This window comes from Micromonospora sp. NPDC050695 (assembly GCF_040654415.1).
Lineage (GTDB): Bacteria > Actinomycetota > Actinomycetes > Mycobacteriales > Micromonosporaceae > Micromonospora.
Genome location: NZ_JBFAHZ010000021.1, coordinates 58,379 through 73,781 on the forward strand (window position 1 = coordinate 58,379; position 15,403 = coordinate 73,781).

At 71.9% G+C, this 15,403-nt stretch carries 18 protein-coding genes; 7 read left to right on the forward strand and 11 right to left on the reverse strand.

What is annotated here, in order from left to right; all coding sequences use genetic code 11:
- Positions 1 to 75: 75 nt before the first annotated feature.
- Positions 76 to 498 (forward strand): preprotein translocase subunit TatB, encoded by a 423-nt coding sequence (locus tag AB0H52_RS18015; RefSeq protein ID WP_151489560.1) that lies wholly within the window; start codon positions 76 to 78, stop codon positions 496 to 498.
- A 70-nt stretch (positions 499 to 568) separates the two neighbouring features.
- Here AB0H52_RS18015 and AB0H52_RS18020 read toward each other — a convergent pair whose 3' ends face one another.
- From AB0H52_RS18020 to AB0H52_RS18030, 3 genes are all read right to left on the reverse strand, one after another.
- A complete protein-coding gene (locus tag AB0H52_RS18020; RefSeq protein ID WP_151489559.1) occupies positions 569 to 1,714 on the reverse strand; it encodes an Mrp/NBP35 family ATP-binding protein in 1,146 nt (381 codons plus the stop codon).
- Positions 1,715 to 1,790: 76 nt separating this feature from the next.
- Positions 1,791 to 2,441, reverse strand: a complete 651-nt coding sequence (locus AB0H52_RS18025) for a DUF1003 domain-containing protein (protein WP_151489558.1) — start codon at positions 2,439 to 2,441, stop codon at positions 1,791 to 1,793.
- Positions 2,434 to 3,720, reverse strand: coding sequence for a CBS domain-containing protein (locus AB0H52_RS18030; protein WP_278124450.1), 1,287 nt, complete (start codon positions 3,718 to 3,720; stop codon positions 2,434 to 2,436). The genes AB0H52_RS18025 and AB0H52_RS18030 overlap by 8 nt, the downstream gene beginning before the upstream one ends.
- Positions 3,721 to 3,753: 33 nt before the next feature.
- On the opposite strand from AB0H52_RS18030, the gene AB0H52_RS18035 reads away from it, so the two are divergent.
- Both AB0H52_RS18035 and AB0H52_RS18040 read left to right on the forward strand, forming a co-directional pair.
- On the forward strand, positions 3,754 to 4,623 hold the full coding sequence (locus AB0H52_RS18035; protein ID WP_357948655.1) for a PhzF family phenazine biosynthesis protein: 870 nt from the start codon (positions 3,754 to 3,756) through the stop codon (positions 4,621 to 4,623).
- A gap of 17 nt (positions 4,624 to 4,640) precedes the next feature.
- Positions 4,641 to 5,174 (forward strand): hypothetical protein, encoded by a 534-nt coding sequence (locus AB0H52_RS18040; protein WP_151489555.1) that lies wholly within the window; start codon positions 4,641 to 4,643, stop codon positions 5,172 to 5,174.
- Between the two features lie 9 nt (positions 5,175 to 5,183).
- Here AB0H52_RS18040 and AB0H52_RS18045 read toward each other — a convergent pair whose 3' ends face one another.
- Together AB0H52_RS18045 and AB0H52_RS18050 are read right to left on the reverse strand one after the other, a co-directional pair.
- Positions 5,184 to 5,891, reverse strand: a complete 708-nt coding sequence (locus AB0H52_RS18045; RefSeq protein ID WP_151489554.1) for an HAD family hydrolase — start codon at positions 5,889 to 5,891, stop codon at positions 5,184 to 5,186.
- 262 nt (positions 5,892 to 6,153) lie between these two features.
- Positions 6,154 to 6,978: an SDR family NAD(P)-dependent oxidoreductase gene (locus tag AB0H52_RS18050; protein ID WP_357948659.1), complete on the reverse strand. Its 825-nt coding sequence runs from the start codon at positions 6,976 to 6,978 to the stop codon at positions 6,154 to 6,156.
- 128 nt (positions 6,979 to 7,106) lie between these two features.
- On the opposite strand from AB0H52_RS18050, the gene AB0H52_RS18055 reads away from it, so the two are divergent.
- Positions 7,107 to 8,060, forward strand: a complete 954-nt coding sequence (locus tag AB0H52_RS18055; RefSeq protein WP_151489552.1) for a CoA ester lyase — start codon at positions 7,107 to 7,109, stop codon at positions 8,058 to 8,060.
- A 53-nt stretch (positions 8,061 to 8,113) separates the two neighbouring features.
- Here the strand turns inward: AB0H52_RS18055 and AB0H52_RS18060 are convergent, their stop codons facing one another.
- Positions 8,114 to 8,653, reverse strand: coding sequence for a DUF4190 domain-containing protein (locus AB0H52_RS18060; RefSeq protein WP_357948663.1), 540 nt, complete (start codon positions 8,651 to 8,653; stop codon positions 8,114 to 8,116).
- 186 nt (positions 8,654 to 8,839) lie between these two features.
- Between AB0H52_RS18060 and AB0H52_RS18065 the strand changes: the two genes are divergently transcribed.
- Positions 8,840 to 9,676 (forward strand): SDR family NAD(P)-dependent oxidoreductase, encoded by an 837-nt coding sequence (locus AB0H52_RS18065; RefSeq protein WP_192580239.1) that lies wholly within the window; start codon positions 8,840 to 8,842, stop codon positions 9,674 to 9,676.
- A gap of 12 nt (positions 9,677 to 9,688) precedes the next feature.
- On the opposite strand, the gene AB0H52_RS18070 is transcribed toward AB0H52_RS18065, so the two are convergent.
- Positions 9,689 to 10,147, reverse strand: a complete 459-nt coding sequence (locus AB0H52_RS18070) for a DUF4190 domain-containing protein (protein ID WP_151489549.1) — start codon at positions 10,145 to 10,147, stop codon at positions 9,689 to 9,691.
- Positions 10,148 to 10,324: 177 nt separating this feature from the next.
- Between AB0H52_RS18070 and AB0H52_RS18075 the strand changes: the two genes are divergently transcribed.
- On the forward strand, positions 10,325 to 11,521 hold the full coding sequence (locus tag AB0H52_RS18075; protein WP_357948666.1) for an acyl-CoA dehydrogenase family protein: 1,197 nt from the start codon (positions 10,325 to 10,327) through the stop codon (positions 11,519 to 11,521).
- Between the two features lie 193 nt (positions 11,522 to 11,714).
- On the opposite strand, the gene AB0H52_RS18080 is transcribed toward AB0H52_RS18075, so the two are convergent.
- Both AB0H52_RS18080 and AB0H52_RS18085 read right to left on the reverse strand, forming a co-directional pair.
- On the reverse strand, positions 11,715 to 12,122 hold the full coding sequence (locus AB0H52_RS18080) for a CoA-binding protein (protein WP_151489547.1): 408 nt from the start codon (positions 12,120 to 12,122) through the stop codon (positions 11,715 to 11,717).
- A gap of 355 nt (positions 12,123 to 12,477) precedes the next feature.
- Positions 12,478 to 13,524, reverse strand: a complete 1,047-nt coding sequence (locus AB0H52_RS18085; RefSeq protein WP_357948669.1) for an Rv2578c family radical SAM protein — start codon at positions 13,522 to 13,524, stop codon at positions 12,478 to 12,480.
- A 92-nt stretch (positions 13,525 to 13,616) separates the two neighbouring features.
- Here AB0H52_RS18085 and AB0H52_RS18090 point away from each other — a divergent pair, with 92 nt between their 5' ends.
- A complete protein-coding gene (locus AB0H52_RS18090; protein WP_151489545.1) occupies positions 13,617 to 14,036 on the forward strand; it encodes a DUF393 domain-containing protein in 420 nt (139 codons plus the stop codon).
- On the opposite strand, the gene AB0H52_RS18095 is transcribed toward AB0H52_RS18090, so the two are convergent.
- A complete protein-coding gene (locus AB0H52_RS18095) occupies positions 14,000 to 14,926 on the reverse strand; it encodes an HTTM domain-containing protein (RefSeq protein WP_151489544.1) in 927 nt (308 codons plus the stop codon). The genes AB0H52_RS18090 and AB0H52_RS18095 overlap by 37 nt on opposite strands.
- Complete coding sequence (locus tag AB0H52_RS18100; protein WP_151489543.1) at positions 14,923 to 15,363, reverse strand: hypothetical protein; 441 nt, start codon at positions 15,361 to 15,363, stop codon at positions 14,923 to 14,925. The genes AB0H52_RS18095 and AB0H52_RS18100 overlap by 4 nt, the downstream gene beginning before the upstream one ends.
- Positions 15,364 to 15,403 lie beyond the last annotated feature (40 nt).

The window sequence follows — 15,403 nt, forward strand, 5'->3', positions numbered from 1 at the left end:
CAGCGGCCCACCCCCTGCCCGAAAGCCGTCTCACGTGCGTAGTCTTGCTGCTGACGCCGAGAGGAGGCCCGCGGGATGTTCGAGAATCTGAACATGTGGGAAGTCGGGGCGCTGCTGCTCCTGGCGCTGTTGATCTTTGGTGACCGGTTGCCCGCCGTGATCAATGACGGTTTGCGGATGGTGCGCAACCTGCGCAACATGGCCCGCAACGCCACCGGCGACCTGAGCCGCGAGCTGGGCACCGACATTCAGCTCGAAGACCTGCACCCGAAGGCGTTCATCCGCAAGCACCTCCTCAGCGAGGAGGACGAGGCGGCGATCCGCAAGCCGATGCAGGGCGTCTACGACAATCTGCGCGCCGACGTCAGTGGCGTACACAACGAGCTGAAGGACGTGGCCAACGCCGTGGACCCGCGGTCGAACGGCACCCGGTCCGGCACGGCCACCGGTGCCCCCTCGGCACCGGCCCCCCGGGCCAGCTACGACGACGCCACCTGAGCGACCCGGCACGGAGACGATCGCGCCCCGCAGGCCCGAGTGGCCGGCGGGGCGTCGTCGATCGTGGTGCTCAGCGCCCGGCGGGCTTGAGGCCGAGCGGCTTGCCGAGCAGCGACTCGCGGCGCAGCGCCAGCCGGTCGGCGATCGTGCCGAGCGCCTGTGCGGCCGGCGACTCCGGCTCGGCCAGCACGATCGGGTTGCCGGCGTCCCCGGCTTCCCGGACGCGGGTGTCCAGGGGGATCTGCCCGAGCAGCGGCACCTGCGCGCCGATGGTCCGGGTCAGCGACTCGGCGACCGCCGCGCCACCGCCGGCACCGAAGATCTCCATCCGGGAGCCGTCCGGCAGTTCCAGCCAGGACATGTTCTCGATGACACCGACGACCCGCTGGTGGGTCTGCAGGGCGATCGCGCCGGCCCGCTCGGCCACCTCGGCGGCGGCGGCCTGCGGGGTGGTGACCACCAGGATCTCCGAGTTGGGCAGCAGCTGGGCCAGCGAGATGGCCACGTCGCCGGTGCCCGGCGGCAGGTCCAGCAGGAGCACGTCCAGGTCGCCCCAGTAGACGTCGGCGAGGAACTGCTGCAACGCCCGGTGCAGCATCGGGCCACGCCACACCACGGCGGCGTTGCCGGAGGTGAACATGCCGATCGAGATCACCTTCACGCCGTGCGACTGCGGCGGCATGATCATGTCCTCGACGCGGGTGGGGCGGGCGTCCGCACCGAGCATCCGGGGCACCGAGTGGCCGTAGATGTCCGCGTCGACCACACCCACGGACAGCCCACGGGCGGCGAGCGCCGCCGCCAGGTTGACCGTCACGCTGGACTTGCCGACGCCACCCTTGCCGCTGGCCACCGCGTACACCCGGGTCCGGGAGCCGGGCTGGGCGAACGGGATGACCGGCTCCTCGCCGCCGCCACCGCGCAGCTGCGACTGCAACGACTGCCGCTGCTCCGGCGTCATCACACCGAAGTCGATCTCCACTCCGGTCACCCCGGGCACCGCGGCGACCGCGACGGTGATGTCCGTCCGCAGCTTGTCCTTCAGCGGGCAGCCGGCGACGGTGAGCAGCAGCTCGACCCGTACGACCCCGTTGTCGGCGATCGTGGCCGAGCGGACCATGCCCAGCTCGGTGATGGGCCGGCGGATCTCCGGGTCGTTGACGGTGGCCAGGGCGGCCTGGATCGCGTCCTCGACGGTGCTGACGGGTGCTGACATGCCCGCAATGCTACGTCGCGAGGCATCCGCTGCCGCCGCTGCCCGCGGCGGTGTGAGCCAATCGATGACCCCGTGGTCAACCCTCCGACCGGCGCGGGCCGGTGCCGTCCGGCCGGGCGTCGTGGGTGAGGTCGCCGTCCAGGTCGTCGCGCGGCTCGTCCAGCCCCACACCGTCGGTCGCCCGCTGGGCGCGCCGCTCCTGCCGGCCCTCCTTCTCCACCTGGCGGCGCTCCAGCCGCTGCCGGCGCTGCCCCGCCTCGTCCAGCTCCTCGGCCAGCCGGGTCAGCTCGGAGCGGAGGAAGTCGCGGGTGGCGACCTCGCCCAGCGCGATCCGCAGCGCGGCGATCTCCCGGGCCAGGTACTCGGTGTCCGCCTTCTGCGCGGTGGCCCGCCGCCGGTCCTCCTCCAACGCGACCCGGTCCCGGTCGGCCTGCCGGTTCTGTGCCAGCAGGATCAGCGGCGCCGCGTAGCTGGCCTGCAACGACAGCACCAACGTGAGGAACGTGAAGGTGTACGGGTCGAAGCGCAGATTCGCCGGTGCGAGAGTGTTCCAGACGAACCAGATCGTGATGACCACCGTCATGACCACGATGAAGTTCGCGGTGCCCATGCCCCGGGCGATGCCCTCCGACCACCGGCCGAACGCCTCCGCGTCGAACCGGGGCAGCTTGACGCCTCGGGGCTCGCGCGGCTGGTCCAGCCGCTCGGCCCGCCGCTGGTCAGCCATCCGTGCCGTCCAGCGCCGCGTCGGAGGCACCCGCGGCGGTCAGGGTGTCCCGGTCCCGCCAGTCCCGGGGCAGCGAGTGGTCCAGCACGTCGTCCACCGTCACGGCGCCGACCAGCCGGTTGTTCCGGTCGATCACCGGCATGGCGACCAGGTCGTACGTGGCCATCCGGCGGGTGATCTCCGGCAGTGGAGTGGTGGGGCGCAGCGGGTCGATGTCGTTGACCACCACCTTGCCCAGCAGGTCGGCCGGTGGTTCGCGCAGCAGCGCCTGGAAGTGCACCATGCCCAGGTAGCGGCCCGTCGGGGTGTTCTGCGGGGCGCGGGTCACGAAGACCTGGGCGGCGACGGCGGGGGACAGCTGCGGCTCCCGGATCCGGGCGAGCGCCTCGGCGACGGTGGCGTCCGGCGGCAGGATGACCGGCTCCGAGGTCATCACGCTGCCCGCCGTGCCCGGCGTGTACTTGAGCAGCTGACGCACCGGGTCCGCCTCGTCCGGCTCCATCAGGTCCAGCAGGACGTCCTGCTCGGGCGGGGGCAGCTCGTTGAGCAGGTCGGCGGCGTCGTCCGGGTCCATCTCCTCGAGGACGTCGGCGGCCCGCTCCCGGTCCAGGGCGGCGAGGATCTCCACCTGGTCGTGTTCCGGCAGCTCGCTGAGCACGTCGGCCAACCGTTCGTCGTTCAGTGCCGCGGCGACCTCGTTGCGTCGTGCGTCCGGCAGGTCCTGCAGGGCGTTGGCCAGGTCGGCCGGGCGCATGTCCTCGAGCACGGCGAGCAGGTTCGCCGTACCCCGGTTGTCGGCGATGCCGCTGAGCCCGCGCACCCGGTCCCATTCGACCTGGTGCAGGTGGCCGCGGCGGGTGAGCCGGCCGGTCTGCTCGCGGACCGCGACCCGGCTGAGTGCCCACTCACCGCCCCGGCTGCACTCCATCGCGACGTCCACCACCGCGCCGGGCTGGCCGCCCGGTTCGAGCTGCACCCGCCGGTCCAGCAGCTCCTGGAGCACGAGCAGCTCGTTGGGACGCTTCTCGAACCGGCGCAGGTTGAGGGTGCCGGAGCCGAGCACCACGGCGTCCGGGTCGATGGACGTGATCCGGTTGATGGACAGGAAGATCCGTCGACGCATCGGCATCTCGGCGACGAGGCCCACCACTTCCGGTGGACGCTTGGTGGCCCGGAGCCGGGCCACGGCGTCCCGAACACGGCCCACCTGGTCGCCGTTCGGATCGAAGACGGCGACTCCGGCGAGGCGGGCGATGTAGACCCGGGTCGGCGTGCTCACGGGCACCAGCCTAAGCGCCTAGTGTTTATCAACATGTCGACCTTGGCGTACGAGATCGTGGACGTCTTCACCGACCGCCCGTTCGCCGGCAACCCGCTGGCCGTGGTGTTCGGCGCGGAGGCGCTGGCGACCGAGCAGATGCAGACGCTCGCGCTGGAGTTCAACCTCTCCGAGACGGTGTTCGTGCTGCCTCCGACGCAGGTCGGTGCCACCTACCGGGCGCGGATCTTCACTCCGGTGGAGGAGTTGCCGTTCGCCGGGCACCCCAGCGTCGGCGCGGCGGTGACCGCGAGCCGGCGCGGAATGTTCGGTGTGGGGCAGATCACCCAGGAGTGTGGTGCCGGGGTGCTGCCGATCGAGGTGACGGCGTCCGGCGCGACGCTGACCGGCGGCACCCCCACCCTCGGCCCCGAGTTGGACGCGGAGCCGTTGCTGGAGATCGCCGGGCTGGGCGCGGACGACCACGCCGGCCCCGCACCCCGGGTGGCCGGATGTGGGCTCGAGTTCCCCTACCTGCCGGTGCGGCCGGAGGCGGTCGCCCGGGCACGGCTGAACCCGGCGGTGGCGGAGCGGTACGGGGTGGCGCACGTCAGCGTCTTCTCCTGGGACGCCGCCACGCAAACCGCGCACGCCCGGGTCTTCGTGCCGGGGCTCGGCGTACCGGAGGACCCGGCGACCGGCTCGGCGGCGCTCGGCCTCGGTGTCTGGCTGGTGGCGAGTGGCCTGCTGCCCGGCGAGGGGACGTCGGAGTACGTGGTCCGCCAGGGTGTGGAGGTGAACCGTCCGTCCGAGCTGGCCTGCACGGTCACCGCGGCAGGTGGCGTGGTGGTCGGCGCTACCGTCTCCGGCCAGGTGATGGCGGTGGCCCGGGGCGAGATCGGCGTACCGCCCTTCGTGGGCTGACCGGCGCGCACGCGTCCATGCGGGAGAATGCGGGTGTGACGGACGAGGACGCCCCCGGCGGCACGCCGCTGGTCGACGAGGCGATGAAGAAAGCGGCGGTGGCCTGGGTCAGCGTGGCCGGCGGGCCGGCGCTCGCGCTCTGGTGCGCCCCGCTGGAGGGGGCGCTCTTCGTGGTCAGCGGCCCCGGTGAACAGGCCGCGCCGGGCCTGGCCGACGCGACCGAGGCGCAGGTCACCCTGCGCGGCGACCACGGTGGCCGGATCGTCACCTGGTCGGCGCGGGTGACCCGGGTACGCCCGGGCACCGAAGCATGGGACACCACCGCGCCGCTGGTGGCGGGCAAGCGCCTGAACGCGCCCGGTCCGACCGCGGATCTGGTGGCCCGATGGGCCGCCGAGGACTGCGCCGTGAACCGCCTCGCCCCGGCCGGTGTGCCGCTGGCCGGTGCCGACCTGCCGTCCGACGCGCAGTCCGAGCCGCCCCGGCCCACACCCGCGGTCCGTGTCACCCGCAAACCGTTCCGCCTGCACCGGGTGCGCCGCCGCCGCTGACGCCGGTCGTCAGACCGCACCCACCACCTCGGCGTCGATGTCGATGAGGTCGAGCACGTCGCGCAGCGTGCCGAGCATCGGGCCGTGCCATTCCCGGTCGGCGTTGAACACCATGTGGTCGCTCAGGTCGGGTGCGGCGAGCCGGACGGCGGTCATCCCGGCCCGCTCGGCGCCGGTCAACTCCTGGCTGCCGCCGTCGCCGACGTAGAGGCAGTCGCCCGGTGCCAGCCCGAGCCGGTGACAGGCGGTCAGGTAGAGCGCCGGGGCCGGCTTGCACTGTCCGACCTGCACGGAGAAGACCCGCACGTCGAGGAGCGGGGCGATGGCGAGCTGCGGGAGGAACGCCGGCAGCTCGTGCGTACAGTCGCTGATCACGCCGGTGCGCAGGCCGCGCTCGCGCAGGGCCGCGAGCACCGGCACCGCGTCGGCGCGCAGCCGGGTGTCCGCGCGGACGGCCTGGTGCCGGGACGCGACGGCCGCGCGCAGCGCATGGTCACTGGGGTGTACGCCGGCCTGGGCGCACACCCAGCGCAGTGTCGCCTCCGCGTCGCCGAGCTGGCCGGTGGCCCGCTCGTAGTAGGTGCGGTCCAGCACCTCGGTCAACGTGTCGGTGGGGCATCCGAGCAGTTCGGCGGTGCCGAGGTGCGCGACGCCGCGTTGCACCGAACGGGTCAGCGTGCCGAAGAAGTCGAACAGCACCGCCTGGTAGCTGGGCATGGAAAGCGCCTCCGGGCGGTCGGGGGTCGCCGACGGGAACCCGCGTGATCGTAACGGAGTGCTGACGGTAGGTGGCGATGGTCATGCGTGTGAGGATTGCCTCTCGCGGCACCACTCTCCGCCCGCCCCACCCTGGATCCGCTGACCACCGGCGCGATCAGCTTGGCCGTGGTCGCCGTGTCGTCGTCCGCGCCGTTGATCGCGTACGCCGCCGACCCCGCGCTCGCCGACGACCGCGACGAGGGGCAGGGTGGCGGCCACGCTACCCATCGATGCCGACGGCCGCGGCGCTGGCCGTCCAGAGCCGGGCGGCGAGCCGCGGGTCGGCCGCCTTGCGGTACGGCCTGCGCAGCCGGCGGTTGTAGTAGTAGCCGCCGTCGACGAGGCGGGCCGGATCCTGGTTGGTCAACCAGAGCAGCGTCTCGGCGCCCTTTTCCGGGCTGCGGAACGGCAGGACGCGCATGCCGAAGGCGACCAGCCTGCTGTCGTTGGCGAACCGGGTGCGCACCACCCCGGGGTGGAAGCTGTACGCGGGGATGCCCGGCCAGCGGCGGGCCGCCTCGGCGGTGAACAGGATGTTCGCCTGCTTGCTCGTGCCGTACGCGCCCATCGGTCGGTAGCTGCGCAGCGGCCCGTTCAGGTCGTCCGGGTCGAGCGCCCCGAAGCGGTGCGCGCCGGAGGCGGTCACCACGATCCGGCCGATCCGGTCGGCGAGCAGGTTGGTCAGCAGGAACGGGGCCAGGTGGTTGGCCTGGATCGACAGCTCGAAGCCGTCGACGGTGGTGAGTGGTTGCAGCGCGATGGCGCCGGCGTTGTTGGCGAGCACGTCGATCCGGTCGTACGCGTCGCGCAGCCAGTCGGCGAGCCGGCGTACGTCGTCGAGCACCGCGAAGTCGGCCCGGAACAGCTCGGGACGCTCACCCGAGGTCTCCCGTACGCGTTCCGCGGCGGACTGCAGGCGTGCCGGGTCACGTCCGACCAGCACCACCTGGTCGCCTCGGCACGCCAGTTTGATGGCGGCGGCCAGCCCGATGCCGGAGCTGGCCCCGGTCACCACCACCAGTCGACGCCCAGTGAGATCTTCCACAGGTCCATTCACCCCGGTCATGGCGCGAGGTTACCGTGGCGTCACCACGCCCTTTGGGATCGTTAAGTTTCTGGATCTGTCGTCAGGTGGCGTCGGCGTGCCCGCCGGACGCTGGAAGGAGCGCATCCATGGCCGCAGTCGGTCGTCCCCGCCGATCCTGCCTCGCCGTACCCGGTTCCAGCGTCAAGATGCTCGGCAAGGCGCAGGGCCTCCCGGCCGACCAGGTCTTCCTCGACCTGGAGGACGCCGTCGCCCCGCTGGCCAAGCCGGATGCGCGCAAGAACATCGTGGCCGCGCTCAACGAGGGGGACTGGGCCGGCAAGACCCGCGTGGTCCGGGTCAACGACCTGACCACCCCGTGGACCTACCGGGACGTCATCGAGGTCGTCGAGGGTGCCGGCGCGAACCTGGACTGCATCATGCTGCCGAAGGTGCAGACCGCCGCCCAGGTGCAGTGGCTGGACCTGACGCTCACCCAGATCGAGAAGACGCTCGGTCTCGAGGTCGGCCGGATCGGCATCGAGGCGCAGATCGAGAACGCCGCCGGTCTGGTCAACGTGGACGCCATCGCCGCGGCGTCGCCCCGGGTGGAGACCATCATCTTCGGCCCCGCCGACTTCATGGCCTCGATCAACATGAGGTCGTTGGTGGTCGGCGCGCTGATCCCCGACTACCCGGGCGACCCGTACCACTACATCCTGATGCGGATCCTGATGGCCGCCCGGATGCACGACAAGCAGGCCATCGACGGCCCGTTCCTGCAGATCCGCGACGTCGACGCGTTCCGCGAGGTGGCCAAGCGCTCGGCGGCGCTGGGCTTCGACGGCAAGTGGGTGCTGCACCCGGGTCAGATCGACGCCGCCAACGAGGTGTACCAGCCGGCGCAGGCCGACTACGACCACGCCGAGCTGATCCTCGACGCGTACGAGCACTACACGTCGGAGGCTGGCGGCAGGCTGGGCGCGGTGATGCTCGGCGACGAGATGATCGACGAGGCGTCCCGCAAGATGGCGCTCGTCATCGCCGCCAAGGGCCGGGCCGCCGGGATGAGCCGCACCTCGTCGTTCACCCCGCCGGAGTGACCGGCCCGGGGTGGCCACCGCCGGTGGTCACCCCGGCCTCGGGTATTCGCTGCTCAGTAGCCGCTGTCGCTGCTGGCACCCGTGGTGATGGCCAGAACGATCACCACGATGTAGAAGATGATGAGCAGCACCAGCAGCGCGGTGAGGATCCAGCCGATGATGATGGCCGCCTTCGCCATCCCCTCACCGCCCTCGCCGCTGAGCCGGATCTGCTTCTGCGCCACGTGCCCGAGGATCGCGCCGACCGGCGCGGTGATGCAGGACGCGAAGCCGACCAGGGCCAGTACCAGCGCCGCGATGGCCAGCCCGTTGGTCTTCGGTGGCGGCGGGTAGCCGTAGCCGGAGTACTGCGGCGGGTAGCCCGGCGGGGCGTACCCCGGCGAGGGGTACCCGGGCGGGGCGTAGCCGGGTACCGGCTGCCCCGGCAGCGGCTGCCCGCCGGCGTAGGGGTCGACCGGCGCGTACGGGTCCGCGGGGCCGGCTTGGGCGGGCACCGGCTGACCGGCCACGAGGGTCGGGTCCGGTGGCGCGCTCGACGGTTGGGCCGACCAGGTGGGGTCGGTCCAGCCGCCGGGCGGTGGGGGATTGGTCATGCGAACTCTCCGTCAGGTCGGGTGCGCCGTCAGGGTAGCCAGCGTCGGGTAAACACGACGCCCCCGCTACCGGGTGCCGCGTTGCTCGGGCCCCTCGCAAGGGGCAGGATCCCTGGCATGGCAATAGACGCGCGCGCCGCGGACCGCTCCGGCAGCCGACCGAGACGGGACGCCAGCCGCCCCGGCATGGCGCGACGCACCCGTGCGGCCACACCGCCCGGCAGTCCCGGTCCGGACGAACCGGTCGCGCTCGCCGACCCGGTGACCATGCGGCTCGACGGGCGGGTCGCCCTGGTGACGGGGGCGGGCAGCGCGGACGGCATCGGGTACGCGACGGCCCGCCGACTGACCGACCTGGGTGCCCGGGTCGCCATCGTCTCCACCACGCGGCGCATCCACGATCGGGCCGGCGAGCTGGGTGTGACCGGTTTCGTCGCCGACCTGACCGACGAGTCCGAGGTCGGCGCTCTGGCGGATGCCGTCGCCGAGCAGTTGGGCGACGTGGAGGTGCTGGTCAACAACGCGGGCCTGGCGAGCCGGGCCAGCCCGGAGGTGCTGCGGCCGGTCGCCCAGTTGTCCTACGACGAGTGGCGCGGCGAGATCGACCGCAACCTGACCACCGCCTTCCTGTGCAGCCGGGCGTTCATCGGCGGGATGGCCGAGCGGGGCTGGGGTCGGATCGTCAACCTGTCGGCCACGGCCGGCCCGCTCAACGCGCTGCCCACCGAGGCCGCGTACGCGGCGGCGAAGGCCGGGGTGGTCGGGCTGACCCGGGCGCTGGCCATGGAGATGATCGCCGACGGGGTGACCGTCAACGCGGTGGCGCCCGGCACCATCTACACCGCGGCGTCCACGATGGCCGAGATCAAGCAGGGACTGGGTACGCCGGTGGGTCGACCGGGCACTCCGGACGAGGTCGCCGCGGCGATCAGCTTCCTGTGCTCGCCGGCCGCCTCGTACATCACCGGGCAGATGCTGGTGGTGGACGGCGGCAACAGCGTCCGGGAGGCCCGCTTCCGCTGACCGCGCGGCGGGTCAGTATCCGCCGCTGTCGCCGGTGTTGCCGAACAGCACCAGGGCCAGCCAACCGCAGCAGGCCAGCAGGGTGAGCCCGGTGAACACGTACCCGAGGATCAGCCCCCACGTGGCGAGCTGGTCGCCCTCCTCGTCGCTGGTGCGGATCTGCCGTTTGGCAACGTGGCCGAGGACGGCGCCGGCCGGTGGGAACACGAAGGCGAACACCAGCGACAGGATCGCCAGTACGTTGGTGCCCCGACCCTGGCCGGGCGACGGTGGACCGTACTGGCCGTAGGGGCCCTGCGGGGCGTACGGCGGTTGCTGGCCCCAGTGTCCGGCCTGGTGCGGCCCCGGCTGCCCGTACGGCGCCGGTTGGTCCGCCGGCGGAGGCGCGTACGGCGGCTGGTCCCGGGGTGGCTCGTAGGGTGACGGCGGCGGCTCGTCTCCCGGGGGTCCCGACGGCGGCGGGTAGCTCACAGTTGTGCTCCTCCTGCCGGTGCCGGAAAAGTCCCTCTTGCCGGACGCTACCCGCAGCGGTGAACCTTTTCACAGCGGTTGTGTGGACTGGTCACCTTGGCCTCGTCGGCCCCGTAGACCGATACTGAGCCAGCGTTCAGTTACCCATGAGTAGTGCGCTGATCCCCGGAGGCTGAGATGGCCCGACTAGCCCAGACGCCCGGCCTGACCGATGTGCAGCGGTCGATCCTGGAGACGGTCCGGGAGTTCGCCGACAAGGAGATCATCCCGCACGCCCAGCGACTGGAGCACGCCGACGAGTACCCCACCGACATCCTCGACGGGATGCGCGAGATGGGACTGTTCGGCCTCACCATCGACGAGGAGTACGGCGGGCTGGGCGAGTCGCTGCTCACCTACGCGCTCGTGGTCGAGGAGCTGTCCCGGGGCTGGATGTCGATCTCCGGCATCGTCAACACCCACTTCATCGTGGCGTACCTGATCTCCCAGCACGGCTCCGCCGAGCAGAAGGCCCGGCTGCTGCCGAAGATGGTCACCGGTGAGGTGCGTGGCGCGTTCTCGATGTCCGAGCCGGAGACCGGCTCCGACGTCTCGGCGATCACGTCCCGCGCCGTCCGCGACGGCGACCGCTACGTGCTCAACGGGCAGAAGATGTGGCTCACCAACGGGGCGTACTCCTCGGTGGTGGCCACTCTGGTCAAGACCGACACCGGCGCCGACTCGGTGTACGGCGACATGAGCACCTTCCTGCTCGAGAAGGAGCCGGGCTTCGGCGAGACCGCGCCCGGCCTCACCATCCCCGGCAAGATCGACAAGATGGGTTACAAGGGCGTCGAGACCACCGAGATGGTGCTCGACGGCGTCACCGTGCCCGACTCCGCGATCCTCGGCGGCGCCGACAAGGTGGGTCGCGGCTTCTACCAGATGATGGACGGCATCGAGGTGGGCCGCGTCAACGTGGCCGCTCGTGCCTGCGGCATCTCCATCCGCGCCTTCGAGCTGGCGGTCGGCTACGCCCAGCAGCGCAGGACCTTCGGCCAGCCGCTCGCCAAGCATCAGGCCATCGCCTTCAAGCTCGCCGAGATGGGCACCAAGATCGAGGCCGCGCACGCCCTCATGGTGAACGCGGCCCGCCTCAAGGACGCCGGCCAGCGCAACGACGTCGAGGCCGGGATGGCCAAGCTGCTCGCCTCGGAATACTGCGCCGAGGTCGTCCAGGAGGCGTTCCGCATCCACGGCGGCTACGGCTACTCCAAGGAGTACGAGATCGAGCGGCTGATGCGGGAGGCCCCGTTCCTGCTCATCGGCGAGGGCACCTCGGAGATCCAGAAGACCATCATCTCCCGTGGCCTGCTCAAGGAGTACAAGCTCTGAACCGCGCCTGCTGATTCGGTCGCCGGTCGCCGGTCGGTCCGGCCGCGTCGTCGCTCAAGGGCGTGATGACTGTGAGGCATCAATATGACTCACAGGCATCACGCTTCCCACCGAGGTCGTCCGCGCCGACACACGCCTCGTCTCTGGTACCCGCCGGCTCTCTGGCCAGGTCCCGCGGCTGGGGTGGGGCGGGTCAGGTTAGGCGGGTCAGGTTGGCGGCGGCGCGTTCGACGATCAGGCAGCGGTCTTCCACGTAGTCCATGCCCGCCTCTTCGGCGATCTGTCGCGCTTCGGCCGAGACGATGCCGAGTTGCAGCCAGACCGCCGGGGCGCCGATCGCCGCCGCGTCCCGGACCACCTGCACGGCGTCCGCCGCCGGGCGGAACACGTCCACCAGGTCGACGGGGTGCGGGATGTCGGCAAGGGTCTTGTAGGCCCGTTCCCCGAACAGTTCGTCGACCGTCGGGTTGACCGGGATGATGCGCCAGCCGTACTGCTGCATCTGCAACGGCACGCCGTGCGCGGCCTTGAACGGGTCGCGGGACGCGCCCACGACGGCGATCACGGCGGAGTCGGCGAGGATCTGCTGAGCGGTGCGCACCCGCCGACTGTAGCTCCGCCGGCCCCGCCGAAGGCGGGCGAGGAACACGCGACGCCCACGGGCCCGACTGGCGCTTTGCGCGGAGCGAAGCAGACCGGTAACTCCGTGGGTTGCCGTACCCCGGAACCCAGGGACGGCGGCCCACGGCGGTCAGTCGGTCGTCGGGCCGGGGCTTGTACGGCAGGAACGAGGTCGAGTCCACCCACAGCTCTGCGGAGTAGTCCGCCGTTCCCGCCTTCTCGGACAGCACAGCTGCGGGCGTCACCGGGTCACGCTGGCAGTTCGTCGGCGCCACGTGTCGCGGTGGATGGGGGAGGTGTCGCCGCAGGTCGGAGCTTTCCGCCTGGCAGGAAGACTAGAGCAGGGTCAGCTGCTCGGCGGGCGGCGCGGGCGGCGGCGCGGGCAGGCGTCGGTTGTCGCCCGGCTCGCCCCGGAGCAGCCCGTGGCGGCGGGCCGCGATCCGCACCCGCGCGGTCAGCTCCCGCTGGTACGCCTGCGGGGCGTACGCGCCGGAGCGGTACAGCTCGCGGTAGCGGGAGACGAGGTGCGGGTGCTCACGCGCGAGCCACTGCGCGTACCACTCCCGGGCGCCGGGCCGCAGGTGCAGCGCCAACGGAGTCACGTCGGTCGCTCCGGCAGCGGCGATTGCCGAGACCGTGGCGTCGATCGACTCCTCGCTGTCGCTGAGGCCGGGCAGGATCGGCGCCATCAGGACTCCGACGGAGAAGCCGGCGTCGGTGAGCCGGCGGACCGCGTCGAGCCGGCGGCTCGGGTGCGGTGTGCCCGGCTCGACGCCACGCCAGAGCTGGTCGTCGACGAAGCCCACCGAGAAGGAGATGCCGACCCTGGTCACCTCGGCCGCCTGGCGCAGCAGGGGCAGGTCGCGCAGGATCAGCGTGCCCTTGGTGAGGATCGAGAACGGGTTGGTGAAGTCTCGCAGGGCCGCGATGATCTGTGGCATCAAGCGGTAGCGGCCCTCGGCTCGCTGGTAGCAGTCCACGTTGGTGCCCATCGCCACGTGCGCGCCCCGCCACTTCGGCGCGGCCAGTTCCCGCCGCACCAGCTCGCCGGCGTTGACCTTGACAATCACCTGCCGGTCGAAGTCCGCGCCCGCGTCGAGGTCCAGATATGTGTGAGTATTTCTCGCGAAGCAGTAGCGGCACGCATGAGTGCATCCACGGTACGGGTTGATCGTCCATTCGAACGGGACGCGGGACTGCCCGGGCACCCGGTTGAGGATGGACTTGGCCTGCACCTCGTAGAAGGTCATCCCCGCGAACTCGGGGGTGTCGAAGGTGCGGGCGACGGCGCCGGGCAGCGCCAGCGGCAGGGGTGGCGTCGCTGGCGCTGCCCGCTCGGGGTCTCCCTCGACCGGGGGAGCGGTGAGGTTGTCCCAGCGCATGGCCACTATTCGAACACGTGTACGAGGTCGGCGCAAGTGGCTCGCCGGACACCCGTGACTGATCGACGCCCCGGCGGGGCAGGATGGACGGCATGGAGACGTCGACCTTCGTCTACGACGGGGACTGCGCGTTCTGCACGACGTGTGCGGAGTTCATCGAACGCCGGATCCCCACCACCGCGCGGGTGGTGCCCTGGCAGTTCGCCGACCTCGACGCGCTCGGCCTCACCGTCGCCGAGTGCGAGGAGGCCGTGCAGTGGGTCGGCGCGGACGGCTCGCGCGCGGCCGGGCCGGACGCCATCGCGAAGCTGCTCGCCGCGAGTGGGCGACTCTGGCGGGTGGCCGGGGCGGGCCTGCGGTTCCCACCGGCGCGGGCCGTCGCCTGGCCGGCGTACCGCTGGGTGGCCCGCAACCGGCACCGGTTGCCGGGCGGCACGGCCGCGTGTTCCCTGCCGCAGGAGGCCCGGGAACGGCTCTATGGCCCGGCTGGCCGCCCGAGCGCCGGGGCCTGATCCTCGCGCGACGTCGGCTCGGTGCCGGGGCCGGACGGCTCATGGACCACGGTGGTCGCGGGCTCGCGGCGGCCGATCAGCCAGCGGGCCCAGAGCAGCGGGCGGATCCGCTCCAGCGGCAGGAAGCTGGCCATCGCGGCCAGGTGCGGCGCGAACGAGATGGTGATGGTCGCGATGGTGACCGCGTGGAACGAGTAGAAGAAGCCGACCATGGCCAGCCGCCACCGGGCCGGCAGCAGGAAGACCACCGGGCTGAGCAGCTCGAAGGCGACGATGCCGAACTGGGCGACGATCAGCAGGTACGGCACCTGGGCGATGAGGTCCGCCAGGTCGGTGCCGCGCCGGATGATCGCTCTGGCCAGCACCGAGCCGGTCAGCCAGTCCAGCCCGCCGAAGCGGAGCTTGGCCCAGGCGGCGAGGAAGTACGTGCAGATCACCGCGATCTGGGTGACGCGCAGCGCCCAGCCGCCGGCCTCGGTGCGGGTGGTGTCGCCGTGCCGGGCCCGACCAGCGGTGGGTAGGACGGCCAGGGCGACGAGCAGCCCGAAACGGTCGTGGTCGACCTTTCCGTAGCTCATCGCGATGATCATCCATTCCAGGTACAGCGCGCAGACCGCCCAGCCGAGCAGCCGGGGCGCCCGACCGGTCGCGGCGAGCAGGGCGAGCAGCAGCAGCGCCCAGAAGATCACGGCCACCAGCGCCGGCGTCGGTGTCGGCAGGGGGAGCACACGGCCGATCAGCAGCGGTTGGTACAGCTCGCCCAGGACACTGGCCCGGGTGCGTACCCAGGGAGTGAAGATCACCAGGTCGGCGGCGACGAAGAGGTAGATCACCGTCCGGAACGCGGCGATGCGGCCTCGCGGCACCGCCTCGGTCAGCCAGCGGCTCATCGGGGGGCCTGCCAGCTGACCACGGTCTCGTCGGTGTGCTGGCCGGTCGGCCGGCCGGCGCGGATGCCGTGCCACCGGATGACGATGCGGACCTCGACCAGCACGGCGGCGCCGGGGTGGCGTTCGGCGTACGCGTCGGCGACCTCGGTGAGCAGCGTCGGGTCGGCGGCGTACCGGGCCTGCTGGCCCTCGATCTCGGCGCGGCGGATACCGGTGGCGTTCTGGTCGAGGTCGATCACGACGCCGGCCGAGTCCACCCCCTCCACGCGGGTGTCCGGTGCGGGCGCGTTCGGCGGGTTCGAGGTGGCGTACATCCGGAAGGGGCCGAACGGGAAGTCGTCGTCGCTGCCCCACAGGGTGCCGGCCAGTAGGAGGACGAGACCGAGTGCGGTCGCGCCCAGCCGGGTCGCACGCCCGCGGGTGGTCAGGGTCTCCATCGGGTCGTGACGATACGGGATGTACCGGCCGTGCCGGGTC